Source organism: Flavobacterium sp. 90, from assembly GCF_004339525.1.
Classification (GTDB): Bacteria; Bacteroidota; Bacteroidia; order Flavobacteriales; family Flavobacteriaceae; genus Flavobacterium.
Genome location: NZ_SMGE01000001.1, coordinates 377,037 through 396,625, shown reverse-complemented (window position 1 = coordinate 396,625; position 19,589 = coordinate 377,037). Strand labels below are relative to the sequence as shown.

18 protein-coding genes are annotated in these 19,589 nt (G+C 34.0%); 3 read left to right on the top strand and 15 right to left on the bottom strand.

Annotated elements, in window-relative coordinates:
- Complete coding sequence (locus C8C83_RS01660) at nucleotides 1–402, top strand: excinuclease ABC subunit B (protein ID WP_121326142.1); 402 nt, start codon at nucleotides 1–3, stop codon at nucleotides 400–402.
- Here the strand turns inward: C8C83_RS01660 and uvrB are convergent.
- The 11 genes from uvrB to C8C83_RS01605 all read right to left on the bottom strand — a co-directional run bounded on the left by uvrB (nucleotide 399) and on the right by C8C83_RS01605 (nucleotide 13,279).
- Entirely contained in the window at nucleotides 399–2,390 is a 1,992-nt protein-coding gene (gene uvrB / locus C8C83_RS01655; protein WP_121326141.1) for an excinuclease ABC subunit UvrB, read from the bottom strand. The two genes, C8C83_RS01660 and uvrB, sit on opposite strands and share 4 nt — an antisense overlap.
- A gap of 171 nt (nucleotides 2,391–2,561) precedes the next feature.
- Nucleotides 2,562–3,506 (bottom strand): alpha/beta hydrolase, encoded by a 945-nt coding sequence (locus C8C83_RS01650; RefSeq protein ID WP_121326140.1) that lies wholly within the window; start codon nucleotides 3,504–3,506, stop codon nucleotides 2,562–2,564.
- 75 nt (nucleotides 3,507–3,581) lie between these two features.
- The gene (locus C8C83_RS01645; RefSeq protein WP_121326139.1) at nucleotides 3,582–3,821 is read right to left on the bottom strand and encodes a uroporphyrinogen decarboxylase; all 240 of its coding nucleotides are present in this window, start codon (nucleotides 3,819–3,821) and stop codon (nucleotides 3,582–3,584) included.
- Between the two features lie 77 nt (nucleotides 3,822–3,898).
- Nucleotides 3,899–4,849 carry a 23S rRNA (adenine(1618)-N(6))-methyltransferase RlmF gene (gene rlmF, locus C8C83_RS01640; RefSeq protein ID WP_121326138.1) on the bottom strand — a complete coding sequence of 317 codons (951 nt, stop codon included), beginning with the start codon at nucleotides 4,847–4,849 and terminating at the stop codon, nucleotides 3,899–3,901.
- Between the two features lie 216 nt (nucleotides 4,850–5,065).
- Nucleotides 5,066–5,728, bottom strand: a complete 663-nt coding sequence (locus C8C83_RS01635) for a thiamine diphosphokinase (RefSeq protein WP_121326137.1) — start codon at nucleotides 5,726–5,728, stop codon at nucleotides 5,066–5,068.
- Between the two features lie 272 nt (nucleotides 5,729–6,000).
- Nucleotides 6,001–6,459, bottom strand: a complete 459-nt coding sequence (locus tag C8C83_RS01630; protein WP_121326136.1) for a RidA family protein — start codon at nucleotides 6,457–6,459, stop codon at nucleotides 6,001–6,003.
- A gap of 155 nt (nucleotides 6,460–6,614) precedes the next feature.
- Nucleotides 6,615–7,058 carry a DinB family protein gene (locus C8C83_RS01625; RefSeq protein WP_121326135.1) on the bottom strand — a complete coding sequence of 148 codons (444 nt, stop codon included), beginning with the start codon at nucleotides 7,056–7,058 and terminating at the stop codon, nucleotides 6,615–6,617.
- Nucleotides 7,059–7,065: 7 nt separating this feature from the next.
- On the bottom strand, nucleotides 7,066–7,548 hold the full coding sequence (locus tag C8C83_RS01620) for a GyrI-like domain-containing protein (RefSeq protein ID WP_121329913.1): 483 nt from the start codon (nucleotides 7,546–7,548) through the stop codon (nucleotides 7,066–7,068).
- Nucleotides 7,549–7,562: 14 nt separating this feature from the next.
- Nucleotides 7,563–8,384, bottom strand: coding sequence for a DUF4249 domain-containing protein (locus tag C8C83_RS01615; RefSeq protein WP_121326134.1), 822 nt, complete (start codon nucleotides 8,382–8,384; stop codon nucleotides 7,563–7,565).
- A gap of 35 nt (nucleotides 8,385–8,419) precedes the next feature.
- Nucleotides 8,420–10,801: a TonB-dependent receptor gene (locus tag C8C83_RS01610; protein ID WP_121326133.1), complete on the bottom strand. Its 2,382-nt coding sequence runs from the start codon at nucleotides 10,799–10,801 to the stop codon at nucleotides 8,420–8,422.
- A gap of 255 nt (nucleotides 10,802–11,056) precedes the next feature.
- Nucleotides 11,057–13,279, bottom strand: a complete 2,223-nt coding sequence (locus C8C83_RS01605) for an NADP-dependent isocitrate dehydrogenase (RefSeq protein WP_121326132.1) — start codon at nucleotides 13,277–13,279, stop codon at nucleotides 11,057–11,059.
- 401 nt (nucleotides 13,280–13,680) lie between these two features.
- Here C8C83_RS01605 and C8C83_RS01600 point away from each other — a divergent pair, with 401 nt between their 5' ends.
- Nucleotides 13,681–14,094 (top strand): helix-turn-helix transcriptional regulator, encoded by a 414-nt coding sequence (locus C8C83_RS01600; protein WP_121326131.1) that lies wholly within the window; start codon nucleotides 13,681–13,683, stop codon nucleotides 14,092–14,094.
- Between the two features lie 780 nt (nucleotides 14,095–14,874).
- On the opposite strand, the gene rplS is transcribed toward C8C83_RS01600, so the two are convergent.
- The 4 genes from rplS to trmD form a co-directional block, all read right to left on the bottom strand.
- The gene (gene rplS, locus C8C83_RS01595; protein WP_026981821.1) at nucleotides 14,875–15,225 is read right to left on the bottom strand and encodes a 50S ribosomal protein L19; all 351 of its coding nucleotides are present in this window, start codon (nucleotides 15,223–15,225) and stop codon (nucleotides 14,875–14,877) included.
- A gap of 272 nt (nucleotides 15,226–15,497) precedes the next feature.
- Nucleotides 15,498–16,619, bottom strand: coding sequence for an agmatine deiminase family protein (locus C8C83_RS01590; protein ID WP_132011629.1), 1,122 nt, complete (start codon nucleotides 16,617–16,619; stop codon nucleotides 15,498–15,500).
- 104 nt (nucleotides 16,620–16,723) lie between these two features.
- On the bottom strand, nucleotides 16,724–17,539 hold the full coding sequence (locus C8C83_RS01585) for an AraC family transcriptional regulator (RefSeq protein ID WP_121326130.1): 816 nt from the start codon (nucleotides 17,537–17,539) through the stop codon (nucleotides 16,724–16,726).
- A gap of 99 nt (nucleotides 17,540–17,638) precedes the next feature.
- Complete coding sequence (gene trmD / locus C8C83_RS01580; RefSeq protein WP_099711290.1) at nucleotides 17,639–18,319, bottom strand: tRNA (guanosine(37)-N1)-methyltransferase TrmD; 681 nt, start codon at nucleotides 18,317–18,319, stop codon at nucleotides 17,639–17,641.
- 222 nt (nucleotides 18,320–18,541) lie between these two features.
- Between trmD and C8C83_RS01575 the strand changes: the two genes are divergently transcribed.
- Nucleotides 18,542–19,003 (top strand): nuclear transport factor 2 family protein, encoded by a 462-nt coding sequence (locus C8C83_RS01575; RefSeq protein WP_121326129.1) that lies wholly within the window; start codon nucleotides 18,542–18,544, stop codon nucleotides 19,001–19,003.
- Nucleotides 19,004–19,589 lie beyond the last annotated feature (586 nt).

Below are 19,589 nucleotides of genomic sequence, written 5' to 3'. Positions count from 1 at the left end.
ATGAATACCGAGACCGAAAAGAGAAGTTTACTTTTAGAAATGATTGCTTTTTCTACCGTTGACGGCAAATTGCATAAAAGAGAATTTGATTTTTTATGGATTGTTGCTCAGGAATTAAATATAGAATTCGCTGATTTTAAAGATTTATTTCATCAGGAAGAAACAATTGTAGTTATAAGGTCAGAATTTCAGCGTATCCAACAATTCTACAGGTTGGCTTTGATCATGTATTGCGATGGTGTTTTGCACGAAAAAGAATCTACTGCGATTAGACAAATTGCTCTTGAAATGGGATTAAATCCAAGTGCCGTAAAACGTGTTTTAGATTTAATGAAAAATGCTCCAAATGCGATGATCGATCCTAAGATTTTATTGAAAGTTTTTCAGGAACAACACAATTAAGGCAATTGTTCCTGAAGTTTTTTAATATCGTCACGTAATTTTGCAGCTTGTAAAAAGTCTAATTCTTTCGCTGCTTTTTCCATCGATTTGCGTTTCTCACGAATCAGTTTTTCTAAATCACCTTTTGATAAATAAGCCGTTTCTGGTTCTGCGGCAATAGATAATGTATGTCCTAATTCGTATTCTACTAATGGATTTTTGGTAAAAGCACTGTCGATTTTTTTATTTAAAGCTTGTGGCGTAATACCATTTTCGACGTTATAATTTATTTGTTTGGTTCTGCGATATTCTGTTTCGTCTATTGTTCTTTGCATACTTGCAGTAATTTTATCGGCGTACAAAATCGCTTTTCCATTTAAATTTCTTGCGGCACGACCAATAGTTTGCGTAAGAGATCTGTGGTTACGAAGAAAACCTTCTTTGTCAGCATCAAGAATTGCAACAAGCGAAACCTCTGGTAAATCAAGTCCTTCACGAAGTAAGTTAACTCCAATAAGAACATCAAAAATACCTTTTCGTAAATCTTGCATGATTTCGATGCGTTCCAGCGTATCTACTTCAGAATGTATATAACGACAACGAATGTTTACTTTGGTTAAATATTTTGCCAGTTCTTCGGCCATTCTTTTGGTCAACGTAGTTACTAAAACTCTTTCGTCTAATTCGCAACGCACCTGAATTTCCTCAATTAAATCATCAATTTGATTCAAACTTGGGCGTACTTCGATAATTGGATCTAATAATCCTGTTGGGCGTATAATTTGTTCGACATAAATACCATCTGTTTTTTGTAATTCGTAATCAGCCGGAGTTGCAGATACATAAATTACCTGATTTTGTATGGCTTCAAACTCCTCAAATTTCAAAGGCCTGTTGTCCATTGCGGCCGGTAAACGGAAACCGTATTCAACCAGATTTTCTTTACGGCTTCTGTCACCTCCATACATGGCGTGAACCTGAGAAACGGTTACGTGACTTTCATCTACAATCATAAGATAATCACTTGGGAAATAATCTAATAAACAAAAAGGTCTTGTTCCGGCTTGTCTTCCGTCAAGATATCTTGAGTAATTTTCGATTCCGGAGCAATATCCTAATTCTCGGATCATTTCTAAGTCAAAATTGGTACGTTCTTCCAGACGTTTGGCTTCGAGATGTTTTCCTATTTCCTTAAAATAATCAACTTGTTTGACCAAATCTTGCTGAATTTCCCAAATAGCGCCTTGAAGAACTTCGGGTGAAGTCACAAACATATTGGCAGGATAAATGGTAAGTCGTTTATATTTTTCAATAACCTGAGAAGTTTTTACATCAAAAGATTCTATTTCTTCGATTTCGTCTCCAAAAAAGTGAATTCTATAAGCATCATCGGCATAACTTGGATATACTTCTACAATGTCACCTTTTATTCTAAAAGTTCCGGGATTAAAATCGGCCTCAGTTCTGGCGTATAAACTTTGTACTAAACTGTGTAGTAATTTAGTTCTCGAAATAACCTGATCTCTGAAAATTTCGATTACGTTTTTCTTAAATTCAACCGGATTTCCAATACCATATAAACAGGAAACAGAAGCAACAACCAAAACATCACGACGCCCGGAAAGTAGGGAAGAAGTAGTGCTTAGACGCATCTTTTCGAGCTCTTCGTTGATAGATAAATCTTTTTCAATGAAAACTCCTGTTACAGGCATGAAAGCTTCGGGCTGGTAATAATCGTAGTACGAAACGAAATATTCGACCGCATTATTGGGGAAAAATTGTTTGAACTCAGAATATAACTGCGCTGCTAAAGTTTTATTATGCGCCAAAACCAAGGTTGGTCTTTGAACTTCCTGAATAACATTGGCAACGGTAAATGTTTTTCCGGATCCGGTAACTCCTAATAAAGTCTGGTACTTTTCGCCATCTATTACGCCTTGCGAAAGTTTTTCAATAGCTTGCGGCTGATCACCTTTTGGACTATACTCTGAGGATACTTGGAAATTCATTTTTGAAGAGTGAAAAGATTAGTTTTGTAAAGATACAAAGTTTGAATTCTATAAAAAAGATAAAAAAGTGTTGCCACGAATTTCACGAATTTTCACTAATTGCATTGCGTTTAAAATTTAATTCGTGAGAATTCGTGAAATTCGTGGCAAAAATCATGAATATTATTTGAGCTATTCCAAAAAATCAACCATCGCTTCATTTACAATTTTCGATTGATCAATGGATAAAAAATGTCCGGCATCTCTGATTATTTTAGTTTTGCAATTGGGTAAATATTTTTGTGCACGTTCCAGACTTTCTTCAGAATTGATGACGTCGTGATCGCCTATTAATACTAAAACCGGATTTTTGACAGATTCTAATTCTTTATCTGAAAAAGGTGTCATTTTTAGCATACTTGAATTTGATTTTGCATATTTATTGGCGAGGTAAAATTGCTTTTTATAAATAGGACTAATTTTTTCAGAATGAGTAGAAAAGGTTTCTAATGTTTTTTCGAATTTCTTTTCACTTGGAAAAAGCTTTAGCATTAATGCTGAACTAGTTTTTCCGACTTTATCAATAAACTTGAAGGTTTGTGCCGGACTTAGTAAAACTAATTTATCGATTGAATTTTCTTTTTGAACAGCTAATAATGTCGCAATCCAACCGCCGCGAGAAGCTGCTACAATGTCAAATTTCTTTAATTTATAATGTGTGAAGATTTCGTTGTATAAAAGCACAATTTCGTCTGATGAAAGTGGTTTTGCGGTTAATGTGGATTTGTTAGGTTCCATTAAAAAATCAATGGCATAAATGTGATGATTTTTGGCCAAAGCTTTAATATTTGGATACCACATTGTTGAGCTGGCGTCCATTCCGTGGAGTAAAACCAGGTCTTTTCCCGTTTTTGGACCAGCGATTACAATATGTGCGGTTCCAAAACTGGTTTTGATATTTTCTTCGGAATAAGGAATATCCCAAAGTTTTAAAGCTTTGTTATAGGCACTTAAATAGGTTTGCTTTTCTGATTTAGTTTTAAAAACATAATCTTCAAATTTCGCTTTTTTCGAAGAAGCGCAACTTGCAAGTAATAGAAATAAGATAACTCTAAAGGATATTTTTGTCGTACTCATGTAATTCAATTTACTTTTAAAGGTACTGAGAATAACAGAGAGAAATTATCAAAATTTTGATTTAAAGTATCAGAATTACAATCTCTTAGGATCTTTTACAGTTAAATGATAGATTTGTACGATTGCCAAAATAGCATTTGGAATAATAACGGGTAAAAGCCATTGACTAACATCTTTATAATCTTTTAGAAAGATACCGTAAAGCACAAAACAGATGCATCCAAAGAGATTAATAAAGCGTATTGTTCTGAGATCTTTCAACAGAAAACCTCCGACGATAAAAATTGATGCGAGGTAACCAATATAATCAGCCATAATTTATTAATTGCTTTTATAGTAAATTTACCAAAAGCAAATTATAAAATCAAGTTTTAATACTGAAAATCAGAATTTTAAAGTTTAAATGATTTTTGCTGACTTTCGCTCATAAAAGTCCACGCTACAACACGGCTTGTTTTTTGGCCTTGAGCCATATCGATTGTTTTGATTGAAGCTGCATTTACTTTATTTAATGTTTTATAAATGCTGGACAAATTCTCTCTTTTTGAAACCAATGTCGTGAACCACAAACATTGCATGGCAAATTTTGCACTTTCGTAAATCATTTGGGTTACAAAACCAATTTCGCCGCCATCACACCATAATTCAGCATTGTGACCGCCGAAGTTTAGAACCGGATTTGTTTTTTTCTTTTCTTTTGGATTCAAATTCGAAACTTTACGAACGGTGCTTTGATTCGCATCTTCGGCAGAAGAATGAAAAGGCGGATTACACATCGTGAAGGTAAAACGATCTTCCGGCGTAATAATATTTTTGAAAATAAAGCGGGATTCCGTTTGTTGTTGTAAACTTATTGCGTCAATCAATTGTGGGTTTGCTTCGATGATTTTACTGCAATTTTCGATTGCTTTTTCGTCGATATCTGTACCCACAAAACTCCAGTCGTAAATTGAATTTCCTAGAATTGGATAAATACAGTTCGCGCCGGTTCCTATATCTAATCCTAAAACTGATGAACCTTGAGGAATCATTCCGTTATTAGTTTGTGCTAATAAATCGGCTAGATAATGAATATAATCTGCTCTTCCGGGAATTGGAGGGCAAAGATAATTTTTAGGAATATCCCAGTTTCGAATGTCGTAATAGGTTTGTAATAATGCTTTGTTGAGCAATTTTACCGAAATTGGATTACTGAAATCTATGGTTTCAATTCCGTGAACGTTTACGGCGACTTGAGATTTTAATTCAGGACAATTCGCAATAAGAAGTTCGAAATCATAACGGGAACGATGAAGATTTCTAGGATGTAATATACTTTTTTCGGAATTGTCTATTTCTTTCATTTTTCTGAATTTCCGTGCAAAGATAGTCATTCCTTTTGGAGGAAAGAGGTATTATAGAAATGATTGCTCTAGCCCTGATGGGAACGGCATCCTTTTTCTGGCTCCTTTAGCCAGGAAAAGATATAGTGGACAGCAGGAAATAGCTCCTGACTCTTCGACTTTGATCAGAACGACAATAGTAAAATTCCAAATTCCAATCTTAGTGAAATCAATTTGTTAATCCATGCATTCCATTAGTAATAAATCGCCATCAGTGTGGGTGATTGTGACTAAACCGTCTTGGGCAACAGAATTGCTACTGCCGGTTCTGTAGCCAATTGTCAAGGTGTCATTTTGCAATGGATATTCTAAATTGATGGAATTAATACCGTTTACAACGCCAATTGGAATCAGGGAAATTGGTGTTTTGGCGGTGTACCATTTCTCGAATTTGTTGGGTAATAGAAAGATTTTGGAATGATCGTCGAGAATTACAATCTTGATTAAATTACGGTAACGAACAATATTAGTAAGATTTGTAATGGTATGATCTGCGCGTTTTCCGGTTGCCCAAACTACGTTTACGGCAGGGATTTTTCTTTCGATTAGATAATCAAATGCTTTCTCTAAGTCGGTTTTGTTTTGGTCCGGCGTATGCACAATTTCGATTGGATATTGTGATGTTTTGTAAATTTCGGGATCAAAACCACGATCAAAATCTCCCAGAAGTACGTCGACTTTTATGTCTAATTCGATTACTCTTTCGATTGCTGAATCGAGTACAACCACCAATGGCGACCATTCTAACAATTGACCTAATAATTCTGGATTGCATGCTGCTCCGTTGGCAATAATTAAGGCTGGTTCCTGGTCGTCGCGTACGATATGGTGTGAAGACATTATGATTCTTGATTTGAAGTGTGGTGCAAATGTACGAAAGGATAAGATTTTAGAGGTTAGATTTTAGATTTTAGATTTTTTTACCACGGATTTTAAAATTAAAAAGAGTTTTAAATGTTTTTACCATTAAGATATTAAGAAAAATTAAGCTTTTTGCTGTTGACTTTTTTGCCATAGATTATTAAGATTAAAAAGATTTTATACTTTGCTTTTATAACTTTTAGATTAGTATTCTTAATGAACCTTAATATCTTAATGGTGAAAATAAATAACTATTTTTTTGCTTTAAAAGCTGTTGCGTCTACTTCGATTAACATTCCGTCGATGGCAAGTTTTGAAACGGGAATTAATGTGCTTGCCGGAAATGGCTTGTCTTTCCAAACTTTGCTTATTTCTTCTTCCCAGATTTTAAGTTTTTCAGGGGAATGATCAACTATTAGAATTGTTATTTTCATAACATTTTCCGGTTTTAGATTATAACTTTCGAGAACTGTTACGATGTTTTTTAAGACAATTTGTGTTTGTTCTCTAAAGTCGTTGCTTAATTTGTGTTCTTTTCCTAATCCGCCGCTTTGTCCGGAAATGTAAACAAATTCTCCCGGAGTTTTAACTGATGAAGCGTGGTTAAATCCATATGGAGTTGGATCGAATAGTGACGCAGGATTTTTGAATGTTTGCGCTTTTATAGCAAATGTAGAAAGTAAAAAGATGGTGAAAAGTAAAGGTTTCATGTTTTAAAAATTAGAATTAAATATTGACAAAGGTTATTTAATTCTAATTCTTATGCCTTTACATATGTTGAGAGTTTTTTTAGTCTCAGTCTCAGTTTACAGTTTTCAGTCTCAGTTGCGGTAAAGTGAGACTGAAAAGTGAGACTGAAAACTATCTAATCTAGCAATCTTCTATGATAATTAATTTGACCTAAATGATAGGCTAAATGTGTAGAAAGATGTACTAGAAAAAAGCCTGTTGTCATTTCTTTTTCGAAAACAATCATGGGATAAATTTCTTCTAAATCAAAAATAGATAATGTATCAAGTGCTTGGTCTACAACCAGAATTGTATCGTCTATTTTGGCGATTAATTCAGCTTTTGGGACGTTTTTCAAGGAAAATTCTAAAGGTCGATCTCTGACATAATCTGTTTTGCCAATTTGATTTCCGATAAAAAGATTGATGTTTCCGATAAGGTGCAAACAAAGATTTCCGGCAGAATTGGAAACTTGTTTGTCAATTGCCCAAATCTGATTTTCGTTTTGATACGATTCTATTTCGAGTTTTAATTTGTTGAGATCTCGGTCAAAAAGCGATTTTAAGGTTTCGATTAGCATGATGTTTTTAATTTTTGTTTTTTATCGGAATCCAGATTTCTTCTTCAGAGTCAGGATCGTCTTTTTTATATTTTTCATCCATTACGGCAAAATGTGGTCTTTCGTCAATGGTATATTCAGAATTTGGAAGCCATTCGACAAAAATAGAATGATAGGTTTTATGTCCTTCACTTTGTGGACCTTTATGGATAAAAACAGCATATAATCCGGTGGGAATTATTAGAGTTTCCATTTCTTTTGGAATATGATCAAAATCAGAAACTTCTACCGCTGCCCATTTCTGGAATGCATTACTGGGTTCGAAATTGTCAAAATGCCCAACCGGAAAAACTTCAAGAGAGTATAAATTCGAATCGACCGAATTTTTAATGTCTTTTTTTCTTGGCATAAAACTACTCCATAACTGAAAAGTTTTATTTTCTATAAACGACATATCGATGTGTTTACCCATAAGTTTTTTTTCGATAAAAATTTTGATTTGGGCTTCCATTTTTTCTTCCTTAATTATTCGATTTTGTATTTTTTTGTAACGGTTTCGCAAAGTGAAAAATATCCTAAAGGATAATTTTCTTTATCGGTTGTATTGATAATGTTTCCTTTTACTGTTGCTGGCGGTGACTGAAATGGTCCTCCAACATTACTTCCTGCAATGCTGACCAAAATAGTCATGTAATTATAATATTGTTTTGAAATTCCGAAATGGGTAATTTCAATCGTATTTCCAACTTCTAAATCGTCGTCATTTGATTTACTGAAAAATTCATTTCCCTGATAGAATTTATCTTCATCAGCATAATACGTTGACGTTACTTTATTAGAATATAAATATTTGTAAAGATAGTAATTGTCTGCGTCACCCGGATCATTATAATAGGCTCTAATTTCAATATCTGTTCCTGTAATTCCGCCTTCATTATTTTGTTCTATTCTTGTTATTGGAGCGACTGATTTAAGGGTTTCGGTGGCTGTATAAGTATTTTCTTTGCTAATTACGGTCAGTGTATATTGCTCGTCAATCTTAGGTTTGAAAGTTGTACAAACATATCGACCGGTCTTAGGAACTTCGTTAAAATTAAATTGTTGGTTTGTGCTGTTTCGGATATAAACTGTCGCTCCGGTAATGACTGGAATTTTGCTTTCAAAATAACCTGTTGTAGTGGTTAGTTTGATAACTTGTTGGTTTCCGGCTGTTCCTTTTTCCCAATTAATAGCGGCTTCAATTACTAATTTTGACGGCGCTGTATCCAGATTTACATCTACAACTTCTTCGCAACTTGTGAAGAAAAGTGATATAAAAAATGCGATTAATAAAGTTACTTTTTTCATAGTATATCTTTTATTTCTTTGAAAGAAAATATTTTTTAAAATTTAAAATTATAACTAACAGCTGGCACAATCCCAAAAATTGATGTTTGTACGGCTTCATTTGCGCCTGTGTCAATATTCTGACGGAAATTTATCGACGCTGCATTATGGCGATTGTAAAGGTTGTAAATGCTAAAAACCCATTCGCCTTTCCAGTTTCTGTCTTTGTTTGTTCGGGGCGTCAAAGTTGCCGAAACGTCTAAGTGATGATATGCGGGCAAACGGTTTTCATTTCGTAATCCATAACTTGGAACCGTAATTCCTAGATATTCATATTGTGCGTTTGGATACGTAACTGGTTGACCTGATTGTAAAGCAAAGTTAGCTCCAAAAGACCATTTTTCATTCAGATTATAGGCAGATGTTATCGCCAGATTGTGTGTTTTATCATAAGCAGAACTGTACCATTGACCATTATTGATTCCCGTTTCTTCTGGAGTTCTTCCCGGAGTTTGTTGCTGGGATTTTGACAATGTGTATGAAATCCATCCGTTGAATTTACCTTCGTTTTTCTTTAGCATAATTTCCAAACCATAAGCGCGCATTCGGCCGTTTAGAATTACTTGTTCGATGGCGTCGTTTGCAATTAAATCAGCGCCATCAATATAATCGAGCCTATTTTGAATTTTTTTATAATAAGTTTCTACTTCAAGCGAATAAGCGCCATTGTTGAAGTTTCTGAAATAACCCAATGCAACCTGATCAGCAATTTGTGGTTTGATGTAATTATCACTTGGCATCCAGACATCAAGCGGAGTAGGAGATGAGGTATTTGATATTAACTGAAGATATTGCGCCATTCGATTGTAACTGGCTTTGATCGACTGATCATCGTTAAGCTGATAGGAAACGGCAAATCTTGGTTCTAAATTATTATAGTTTTGAATGACTTTGTTTTTACCAAAATATTTAGTCGACGTTGGAATCCCTTTCTCATAAATCTGCATGTCTGTATCGAAAACTACAGGTTCATTATTATCGTAATAATTAATGGTTGATTCTCCTAAACGATAAAACAAACTATAACGTAATCCGTATGAAACTGTTATTTTTTTCGAAAGCTGATTTTCTGCTTCAATATAAAGTGAAGGTTCAAAAGCGTATTTTTTATCTAATTGATCAGGATTAATCCCCGATTTAAGATTAGTAGGTTTAATCGTTCCCGGATTGAATTCGTAGTAAATTCCGCTTAAGCCATAATTCAATTTGAACTTATCTGAAATGTAGTTTTTGAAGTCATACTTAATATTGTAATTTTTAATTCCCGAATCCCATTTAAAGCCTACAAAATTTAAGTCAAGTCCGTAATAGTAATCGCTATATATTAAAGATAAATTGGCAAATAATTTATCGTTATATAAATGATTCCAACGCAGGTTTAAGGTTGAATTTCCGTAAGTATTGGTGAAACTTTTGTTCAGACTAAAAACATCACGACCAAAATAACCCGATAAATACAAACTGTTATTGTCGTTTAGTTTATAACTTAATTTAGTATTTAAATCATAAAAATAAGCGGCATTGTCTTTGTTCTTTTCAGATAGTTTCAAGAACAAATGTGCGTAAGAAGCTCTTCCGCCAATTAAGAACGAACCTTTATCTTTTACCAAAGGTCCTTCGGCAAGAAGACGGCTGGAAACCAGACCAATTCCTCCATTTACATGAAATTCTTTACTGTTTCCGTCTTTCTGATAAATATCTAAAACAGAAGAAGCTCTTCCGCCATAGCGAGCAGGAATTCCGCCTTTATACAATTTTAAATCCTTAATAGCATCGGGATTAAAAACAGAGAAAAAACCAAAAACGTGCGAAGAATTAAAAATAGTAGCTTCGTCTAATAAAATCAGATTCTGATCTGCGCCGCCGCCGCGAACATTGAATCCTGAAGCGCCTTCACCAGCATTTGTAACTCCTGGAAGCAACAAAATCGATTTCAAAACATCGACTTCGCCCATTACAACCGGCATTCTCTTGATTGTCGCAATAGAAAGTTTATTGGTGCTCATTTCCGGCGATTTGATATTGATCTTTCTTTTGTTGTCTGTAATTACAACTTCCTGAAGTTCTTCGCCGCTTTCATTAATTGAAAAATTGCTTTTAGTATTTTGATTTAGAATAATGGTTTTCTGAATGGTTTGATAACCTACATAACTTATCTCGATTTCATGTTCGCCTTTGGGAACAGTAAGCGAATAAAAACCGTATTCATTGGTTGTTGTTCCAATTTTTAAAGCCGGAATATAAATGTTTACGCCAATTAAGGTTTCGTTATTTTTATAATCCGTTATAGTACCGCTTAAGGTAAATTTTTCCTGAGAGAATGATATAAAAGTCGTTAAGAGCAGAATAAAAAGAAACCCAATTTTTTTATTAATCATTGTCTTGGTTTTGAAACACATAGTTAATAATTCTTGCTAAATATAACGACGTAACTTTTGTTAAAGATAAGTTAAGAATAATTTCTTTTTGTGATAGATTCTCAGTGCTTTATTTGTTATTTAGCATAAGATAATCGTAATAATTTTTTATAATCCTACAAGTATAAACAAAAAAAGACAACCTTTTAAAGTTGTCTTTTTTATCTTTATAATGTATCGTAGAGGCGCATTGTAGAGGCGCACAGCAGTGCGTCTCTATTTTATTTCAGCGATAATTGCATTAAATGTTGCACTTGGACGCATTGCTTTGCTCACTAACTCAGGAGTTGGTTGGTAATAACCACCAAGAGTTTGAGGTTTTCCTTGTGCACCAATTAATTCAGCATCGATTTTAGCTTCGTTAGCTTCAAATTGAGCTGCAATTGGAGTAAAGATAGCTTTCAATTCTGCATCTTTATTTTGAGCTGCAAGAGCTTGTGCCCAATAAAAAGCAAGGTAAAAGTGAGAACCACGGTTATCAATCTGACCAACTTTACGAGCTGGAGATTTATCGTTTGCAAGGAATTTATCGTTTGCTTCGTCAAGAGTTTCAGATAAAACAATTGCTTTAGAATTGTCTAAAGTTTGTCCTAAATGCTCTAAAGATGCACCAAGAGCTAAAAATTCTCCTAATGAATCCCAACGTAAATATCCTTCTTCTGTAAATTGCTCAACGTGTTTTGGAGCAGATCCTCCAGCACCAGTTTCGAACAATCCACCACCATTCATTAACGGAACGATAGATAACATTTTAGCCGAAGTTCCTAATTCTAAAATAGGGAATAAGTCAGTTAAATAATCACGTAAAACGTTTCCTGTTACAGAGATAGTATCTAATCCTTTGATGATTCTGTCTAAAGTAAATTCAGTTGCAGCAACAGGATTTAAAATACGAATATCAAGATTAGTTGTATTGTGATCTTTTAAATATTTTTGAACTTTTGCAATCAATTCTCTATCATGCGCTCTGTTTTCGTCTAACCAGAAAACAGCAGGAGTATCAGACAAACGAGCTCTGTTTACAGCAAGTTTAACCCAGTCTTGAATTGGAGCGTCTTTAGCCTGACACATTCTGAAAATGTCATTTGCCTCAACGTTTTGCTCCATTAAAACTGTTCCTTTATTATCAACAACACGAACAACTCCGTCAGCTTTCATTTGGAAAGTTTTATCGTGAGATCCGTATTCTTCAGCTTTTTGAGCCATCAAACCTACGTTAGGAACACTTCCCATTGTTTTAGGATCAAAAGCACCGTGTTTTTTACAGAAATCAATTGTTGCAGTATAAATTCCAGCATAAGAACGGTCTGGAATTACAGCAAGTGTATCTTGTTGTTTTCCTTCTTTATTATACATCTGTCCAGAAGTACGAATCATTGCCGGCATAGAAGCATCAACAATAACGTCAGACGGAACGTGTAAGTTTGTAATTCCTTTATCAGAATTTACCATTGCAAGAGCTGGTCCGTTTTCGATAGCTTTTGTTATATCAGCTTCAACTTCAGCTTGTTCAGGTCTTCCGGCAATTTTTGCGTAGATATCACCTAAACCGTTTCTTGTATCAATGTTTAATTCAGCAAATAAAGTTTCGTATTTTTTGAAAAGATCAGCAAAATATACTTCAACGATAGCGCCAAAGATAATTGGATCTGAAACTTTCATCATTGTAGCTTTTAAGTGCACAGAAAGTAAAACACCTTCTTTTTTAGCATCAGCAATTGCAGTTGCCACGAAAGTTTTTAAAGCGTGTAAGTTCAAAACAGAACTATCAATTATTTCACCAGCTTTAAGCGGAGTACTTGCTTTAAGAACAGTAGTTGTACCGTCTTTTGCAACAAATTCGATTTTTACATCATTAGCTTCAGCAACAGTAAGCGATTTTTCACTTCCGTAGAAATCACCGTTTGGCATAGAAGCAACTTTAGTTTTTGAGTCAGCAGACCAAGCACCCATTGAGTGTGGATTTGCTTTTGCAAAGTTCTTAACTGCTCTTGGCGCTCTACGATCAGAGTTACCTTCACGTAAAACAGGATTTACTGCAGAACCTAAAACTTTAGCGTATTTTGCTTTAGCATCTTTTTCTGCATCATTTTGAGGATCTTCCGGATAATTAGGAATTTTGTATCCATGAGATTGTAATTCAGCAATTGCAGCTTTTAATTGTGGTACAGATGCCGAAATGTTTGGTAATTTGATGATATTAGCTTCAGGTTGTGTTGCTAATTGACCAAGTTCAGCCAAAGCATCTCCCGTTTTTTGATCATCAGTTAAAAACTCAGGAAAATTCGATAAAATTCTACCTGCTAAAGAGATGTCTCTAGTTTCAATAGCAATACCAGCCGTAGCAGTAAATGCTTGAACAATAGGTAAAAAAGAATAAGTCGCTAATAATGGCGCCTCATCAGTTAAGGTGTAATAGATTTTTGAATTCTGTGTCATTTCTTTTTTTTTTTTATAATCGTATCGCCGAGATTAAGCGATGTAAAGGTATAGTCGGCTCAAAATGAGCGGAGCAAATATAATAAAATCAGTCCGAAAACGGTGTAGTTTTCATGAGAAATGCTGAAATTATCAGATTGTTATTTCGGGCTCATTTAATTGCTAAATTGGTGATTTTGGTATTAAAAAATTACAGTTTTGATGAATCAGAAGTAAAAGCTCAACATTTCGAAAAACGAAAATATTACAGTTCTATAAAATCATTTTAGTTTTAACTTTTTTTGTATGAAAAGTTGTATTTTTGAGCTGAAAGCAACAGACATATCACAAATGTAAGATACAATGTTTAATATGTTTTTTACTTGTTGTTTAATATTACGCTTAATCATTATCTTTGAATTATGAGCACACTTACAAAACCAAATCATATAGGGCGAAAAATTAGCCGTATTCGTGAACTTCGTGATATGAAGCAAGAAGCTTTGGCGCAGGCTTTAGGCATTAGCCAGCAAACTATTTCGGCTATTGAAAACAGTGAAACTGTAGAGGAAGAAAAATTGGCAGATATTGCAAAAGCTTTGGGAGTAAGTGTAGAAGCAATTAAAAATTTTTCAGAAGAAAATATGATTAGCTATTTTAATACTTTCCACGATAATAGTATCAATAACGGTCATTTGGGACATAATAATAATTGTACTTTCAATCCTTTAGATAAATTAATTGAAACTTTCCAAGAAAAAGAAAAGCTTTACGAGCGTTTGCTACAATCCGAAAAAGACAAAATCGAATATTTGGAAAAACTATTAAAAAAATAGAAAACCAATTTTCCTTAAAATACAAACCGATGCTTATGAGTATCGGTTTTTTTATTTTGGGCGTGTCCCGCCGAAAAAGGCGGGTCGGGCTATCCGCTACAAGTCCTCGCACTTCCTTCGTCAGGCTGTGGGCTATCCGCTTCTATCCCTCACGCAAACGGTTTCATTAGAACTTTTTGTTTAATAAGCGCAATTATCGCCACAATCTTATAAACCCGACAGGTTTTTAAAACCTGTCGGGTTTGACGTAAACAAGCATTTTTCGTTTAATTTGTCATTTCGATCCCGAGACTTCGGGAGAGAAATCTTCGCAAGAAACTCGACAAAGATTGGCGATTTTGATTGCAGAGTTTCTAGTGTGATTTCTCCTCCGTCGAAATGACACAAATGCTTAAAACATTCCGTCGAGGTGGATGGATTAAAATCCATCCCTACAAAATAAATCGAGCCGAAGGCTCTTTATACAAAGTTCCGGAGGAACGATCTATTTTGTAGCAACGGATTTTAATCCGTTGAAATAATGTATGTCGCACAATCTGAGAAACCTGTTAGGTTTTTAAAACCTAACAGGTTTGGCGTAAACTAAAAGCTTCTATGAAAATGATTGCCCTAGCCCCGATAGAAGTGGAAATCCTTTTGTGCCGGGGTTCGGCACAAAAGATTGAAATGGATAGCGGGATTAGCTCCTGAAAAAAATCATGATATTTAAAAAAATCAGGCACAAAAAAAACTCGTTTCAAATAAATGAAACGAGCTTTTTTGTAACAAAGAGATAAATGATTATCTTCTTTTATCTTTAATCTTAGCTTTTTTACCAGTAAGTTCTCTGAAGTAGAAAATTCTAGCTCTACGTACAGCTCCTTTTTTGTTGATTTCAATTTTCTGTAAAGCTGGTAAGTTTACTGGGAAGATACGCTCAACTCCAATTGCACCTGACATTTTACGGATAGTAAAAGTTTCTGTGTTACCAGAACCTCTTCTTTGAATAACAACTCCTTTGAAAAACTGAGTTCTTGTTTTTTCACCCTCTTTAATTTCGTAGAAAACTGTGATAGTATCTCCAGCTCCGAAAACAGGGAAATCTTTTTTAGCAACTAATTCGTTTTGAACGAATTTCATTAAATCTGCCATGATATCTTGTAATTATGGTTTTTATATAGAGTAACATTCACGGATCTCGCCAGAGGTTAGTCTAATTCGGGTGCAAATGTAGAAAATAATTATGAATTATAAATTGTAAATTATAAATTATTTTAAGTTGTTGATAAATTGAGGATTAGACTGTAGTCGCAGTCTCAGTTTTCAGTATTCAGTCTCAGTTTGCGGTCACAGTTTTGAGTCTCGCTTTTATCATAGAGAACACTGCGACTGAATATTGAATACTGCGACTGAAAACTGAAAACTTATTTCGGTTGTTGTTGCGTTACGCAATGAATCATTCCTCCATTTGCGTATAAATTGCGAACATCGATTCCAATTACTTTTCTGGTAGGATATAAACTCTGAATCAATTGATTTGCAATGGCGTCGTTTGGATCATTATAATTAGGAACCAGAACAACGGTATTTCCTATATAATAGTTTACGTAAGAACCTTTATATCCTAGTTTTTTGCCATAAGTTGTTACGACATCATTTTTGGACAATGGCAGTTTTACAAAAGTGTAGTTTTTGCCGTTTTTGTCTTTTGCATCGTAAAGTGTATCAATATCGGTTTCGGGAACTTCCCAATACAACAAATCGTTTTCATTCATGGTTACGATTGTGTTTGTGTTGCCAAAACGTGCAAAACCATCAATGTGCATGTCTGTAATTTCTCTTCCTGCTTTTCCGTTAAGCCAAATAAAATGTGTTATTCCCAAATATTTTTTAAAATTTGCTTCGGCTTGTTGTTGTGTCATTCCGGGATTACGATTCGAATTTAGAATTGCACTTTTTGCAGCCAACATAGAACCGTTTCCGTCTATTTCTACTGCTCCGCCTTCGTTGATCATTACAGCGTTTAAATCTACAACAGTTGTTTTTTGATCTTTTGCAATTTGCAAAGGAATAGTGTTGCAATTCTTGAAAGCAGCCTTTTTGCCCCAGCCATTAAATCCCCAATCCTGAATTACCAATTGATTGTTGTTGTCTTTGACATAAATAGGACCATTATCTCTTACCCAAACATCATCGGTTTTGAAAATTTTGAATTCAATTGAAGATAAAGAAATGCCTGCATTTTTTAATAATGTAGTAATTCTGTTTTTTTCAGTAATATCGTAAGCAATAATATGTACTTTTTCGCTTGTTGCCAATGATTTAGTCATCGTGATCCACGTCGCATCCAAATCATTTCTATAATCAATTCCGTATTGATATTGATGCGGCCATTGCAGCCAGGTTCCTTCGTGTGGTGCCGATTCTTCGGGCATTGTATACATAATTTCGGTTTTGCGTGATTCATCCGGTTTTGCTATTGCTTCGTCTTGTTGACAAGAGGAGAATAATGGCAATAATAATAAGGTTAGAAATATTTTTTTCATCTTAGTTGTTGTTAATTAAATGTTTAGTGTCATTTGATACCGGTATTTTGACAGTACAAATGTATTTCTAAAGTATAATTGTGCAGTTGTCCAAAATGGACAAATTAAAGAAGAGGAATAAAAATCGCCGTAAGATAATCAGATGGATTGTCACAATTTCCGTTGTTTATAATATATTGTTCAATTACAGGCAAATGCGAAAACTCAATATTGTTGTTTAAAAACCATTTTCCAAAGATTTGTTGATAGGTTTCTTCTAAGGTTTCGTAACATCCGTGATGAAAAAAACGGGCGTATTGACCTCCAAAAATCTTTTTTATCGGAAGGTTTTTAAGGATTGCTTCAGTTGTAATGCAAGCTTCGTAAGTACATTTTGTTTTTTCGGTAATCACAATATCATCTGTTATAATACCAAAGAAATCTGTAATAGGTTCAGAAAATTCATTTTGTAATAAAGTATCCCAAAGAGTTTCTATTTCCGGATTGATATACGAAGTTTTGCAACTGGAATAATAAACTGTTTTTTCGGGAATAAAAAGAATTTCGGGTTCTGAAATAGGAGAAATAGTTTGTTGCGGATGAACGTCGTTTAGTAAAAGTTCTTTTTGATTTCGAGCAATTGAAGGAGAAAAATTGAAATGTTTTTTGAAAGTTTTCGAAAAGGATTGCACGTCGGCAAATCCTACTTCAAGAGCAATATCAGAAATTGGCGCATTTGAATATAAAAGCTTTTTATAGCCGTTTTCTATTTTCAATCGGGTTTGATAAGCGCCAATTGTTTCTTTAAATAAAGAATAAAAAACACGCTGCAAATTTCGATAAGAATAACTGGAAATATCCTCAAGAGAATTTATTGAGATGATTTGATTGTAATGCATCTCAATATAGTTTCTGGTATTATAAATGTGCTTTAGATTCATTTTTTATCCAGTTTTCAGTCGCGGTATTTAGTCACAGTTTTCAGTCTCAGTATTCAGAATGTTGAGACTGAATACTGAGACTGAAAACTGAAAACTCTCCTAATGTCCTTCAAGCAAATCCGGACGTCTGTTTTTTGTATGTTCAAATGCCATATCCTCGCGCCATTTGTCGATTTTAGCAAAGTGACCGCTTGTTAAAACTTCAGGAACTTTCCATCCTTTATAATCTGCAGGTCTTGTATATATAGGTCCTGAAAGTAAATTATCCTGAAAACTATCTGTCAATGCTGAAGTTTCATCACTTAAAACACCAGGGATTAATCGAATTAAAGCATCTGATAAAACTAAAGCGCCTAATTCTCCGCCAGATAATACGTAATCACCAATCGAAATTTCTTTGGTAATAAAATGATCACGAACACGCTGATCTACACCTTTATAATGTCCGCATAAAATGATAATGTTTTCGTACATCGACATTGTATTCGCCATTTTTTGGTTTAAGGTTTCTCCGTCTGGTGACATATAAATGATCTCGTCGTATTCACGTTCGCTTTTCAAATGTGTGATACAAGCGTCAATTGGCTGAACAGTCATAACCATTCCGGCACCTCCTCCAAAAGGATAATCGTCGACACTTTTTTGTTTGTTCGTAGTATAATCACGTAAATTATGAAAATGAACTTCAACCAGACCTTTGTCTATGGCACGTTTCATGATCGAAGCCTCAAACGGACTTTTTAATAATTCCGGCAAAATCGTTATAATATCAATTCGCATTTTTTTTCTTCAAATAGTTCTAAGCGGCAAAGATACAAAGTTAATATTTGAGAATTTTAAGATTTTAAAATTGAAATAATCGCTTTCTTAAAATTTGCAAAAATCCAGATGTCTTTTCTTAATTTGTTTAAAATCAGTTTAATGAAATTATTGTTGTTGTGAGTTTTGGAGTAATTTTAGTATATTTAAAATGTTTTTAGAATAATTTAAAACCAAAATAACATGAGAAAAATAATAATCGTTGTTGCAGTTTTTGTTTTTATTTCCTGTAATAACCAAAATCAATCAAAAATGATAGATACTAGTCGGAATGAAAAATTGATAAAACAATACTTTGATTATTTTAATAATCATGATTGGAAAAAGATGTCGGAAATGTATACTGAAACGGCAGAATTCAAAGATCCATCTTTTGGAAAAGGAATTGTAAAGCAATCACGCAAGCAAACGGAAGATAAATATGCTAAGCTAAATGAAATATTTCCGGATTTGCATGATAAAGTAATTCAGATCTATCCGTCTGGAGAAAATCATATTATTGTAGAGTTTATTTCGACTGGAACTGCGCCCGATAATTCAAAATTAGAACTACCTATTTGTACTATTTTCACAATTGACAACGGATTAATTACCAAAGATTTTACGTATTTCGATAATTTTGAAGCAGATACAACTAAGAAATAGATTCGGATCTATAATAGTCTAGTCCCTAACGGGACAAAATGGTCTTGCTGAATATTGTTTTCTACCAATATTTAGTTCCTAGCGGAACATTTCTTGATTATTTCTTTGTTTTTTATGTAGTCCCTACGGGACAAAAGGCAGGTGTTGAGTAATTTTTTCACCAACATTTAGTTCCTAATGGAACATTCTTTATGGTATGTAGAATTTTTAATGGATATTGTATTGGAAATTATTCCTTGTTTTTATTCGTGTAGTCCCTACGGGACAAAATGGTCATATTGAATATTGTTTTTTACCAACATTTAGTTCCTAGCGGAACATTTCTCGGTTATTTTATGTTTTTACAGATGTAGTCCCTACGGGACAAAAATGGTCTTGCTGAATATTTTTTTTTCTACCAACATTTAGTTCCTAGCGGAACATTTCTTGATTATTCTATGTTTTTGTAGATGTAGTCCCTATGGGACAAAAGGTAGGTGTTGATTATTTTTTTACCAACATTTAGTTCCTAACGGAACATCTTTTCTTTTTTACATAATGTAAGATTTTGTTATAATCAAACGAAAATTTTTTCGTAGTTTTATTC

Excerpts from the sequence above, each read along its gene's own strand:
- C8C83_RS01660 (WP_121326142.1), top strand. The coding sequence starts at position 1 with ATGAATACCGAGACCGAAAAGAGAAGTTTACTTTTAGAAATGATTGCT.
- uvrB (WP_121326141.1), bottom strand. The coding sequence starts at position 2,390 with ATGAATTTCCAAGTATCCTCAGAGTATAGTCCAAAAGGTGATCAGCCG.
- C8C83_RS01650 (WP_121326140.1), bottom strand. The coding sequence starts at position 3,506 with ATGAGTACGACAAAAATATCCTTTAGAGTTATCTTATTTCTATTACTT.
- C8C83_RS01645 (WP_121326139.1), bottom strand. The coding sequence starts at position 3,821 with ATGGCTGATTATATTGGTTACCTCGCATCAATTTTTATCGTCGGAGGT.
- rlmF (WP_121326138.1), bottom strand. The coding sequence starts at position 4,849 with ATGAAAGAAATAGACAATTCCGAAAAAAGTATATTACATCCTAGAAAT.
- C8C83_RS01635 (WP_121326137.1), bottom strand. The coding sequence starts at position 5,728 with ATGTCTTCACACCATATCGTACGCGACGACCAGGAACCAGCCTTAATT.
- C8C83_RS01630 (WP_121326136.1), bottom strand. The coding sequence starts at position 6,459 with ATGAAACCTTTACTTTTCACCATCTTTTTACTTTCTACATTTGCTATA.
- C8C83_RS01625 (WP_121326135.1), bottom strand. The coding sequence starts at position 7,058 with ATGCTAATCGAAACCTTAAAATCGCTTTTTGACCGAGATCTCAACAAA.
- C8C83_RS01620 (WP_121329913.1), bottom strand. The coding sequence starts at position 7,548 with ATGGAAGCCCAAATCAAAATTTTTATCGAAAAAAAACTTATGGGTAAA.
- C8C83_RS01615 (WP_121326134.1), bottom strand. The coding sequence starts at position 8,384 with ATGAAAAAAGTAACTTTATTAATCGCATTTTTTATATCACTTTTCTTC.
- C8C83_RS01610 (WP_121326133.1), bottom strand. The coding sequence starts at position 10,801 with ATGATTAATAAAAAAATTGGGTTTCTTTTTATTCTGCTCTTAACGACT.
- C8C83_RS01605 (WP_121326132.1), bottom strand. The coding sequence starts at position 13,279 with ATGACACAGAATTCAAAAATCTATTACACCTTAACTGATGAGGCGCCA.
- C8C83_RS01600 (WP_121326131.1), top strand. The coding sequence starts at position 13,681 with ATGAGCACACTTACAAAACCAAATCATATAGGGCGAAAAATTAGCCGT.
- rplS (WP_026981821.1), bottom strand. The coding sequence starts at position 15,225 with ATGGCAGATTTAATGAAATTCGTTCAAAACGAATTAGTTGCTAAAAAA.
- C8C83_RS01590 (WP_132011629.1), bottom strand. The coding sequence starts at position 16,619 with ATGAAAAAAATATTTCTAACCTTATTATTATTGCCATTATTCTCCTCT.
- C8C83_RS01585 (WP_121326130.1), bottom strand. The coding sequence starts at position 17,539 with ATGAATCTAAAGCACATTTATAATACCAGAAACTATATTGAGATGCAT.
- trmD (WP_099711290.1), bottom strand. The coding sequence starts at position 18,319 with ATGCGAATTGATATTATAACGATTTTGCCGGAATTATTAAAAAGTCCG.
- C8C83_RS01575 (WP_121326129.1), top strand. The coding sequence starts at position 18,542 with ATGAGAAAAATAATAATCGTTGTTGCAGTTTTTGTTTTTATTTCCTGT.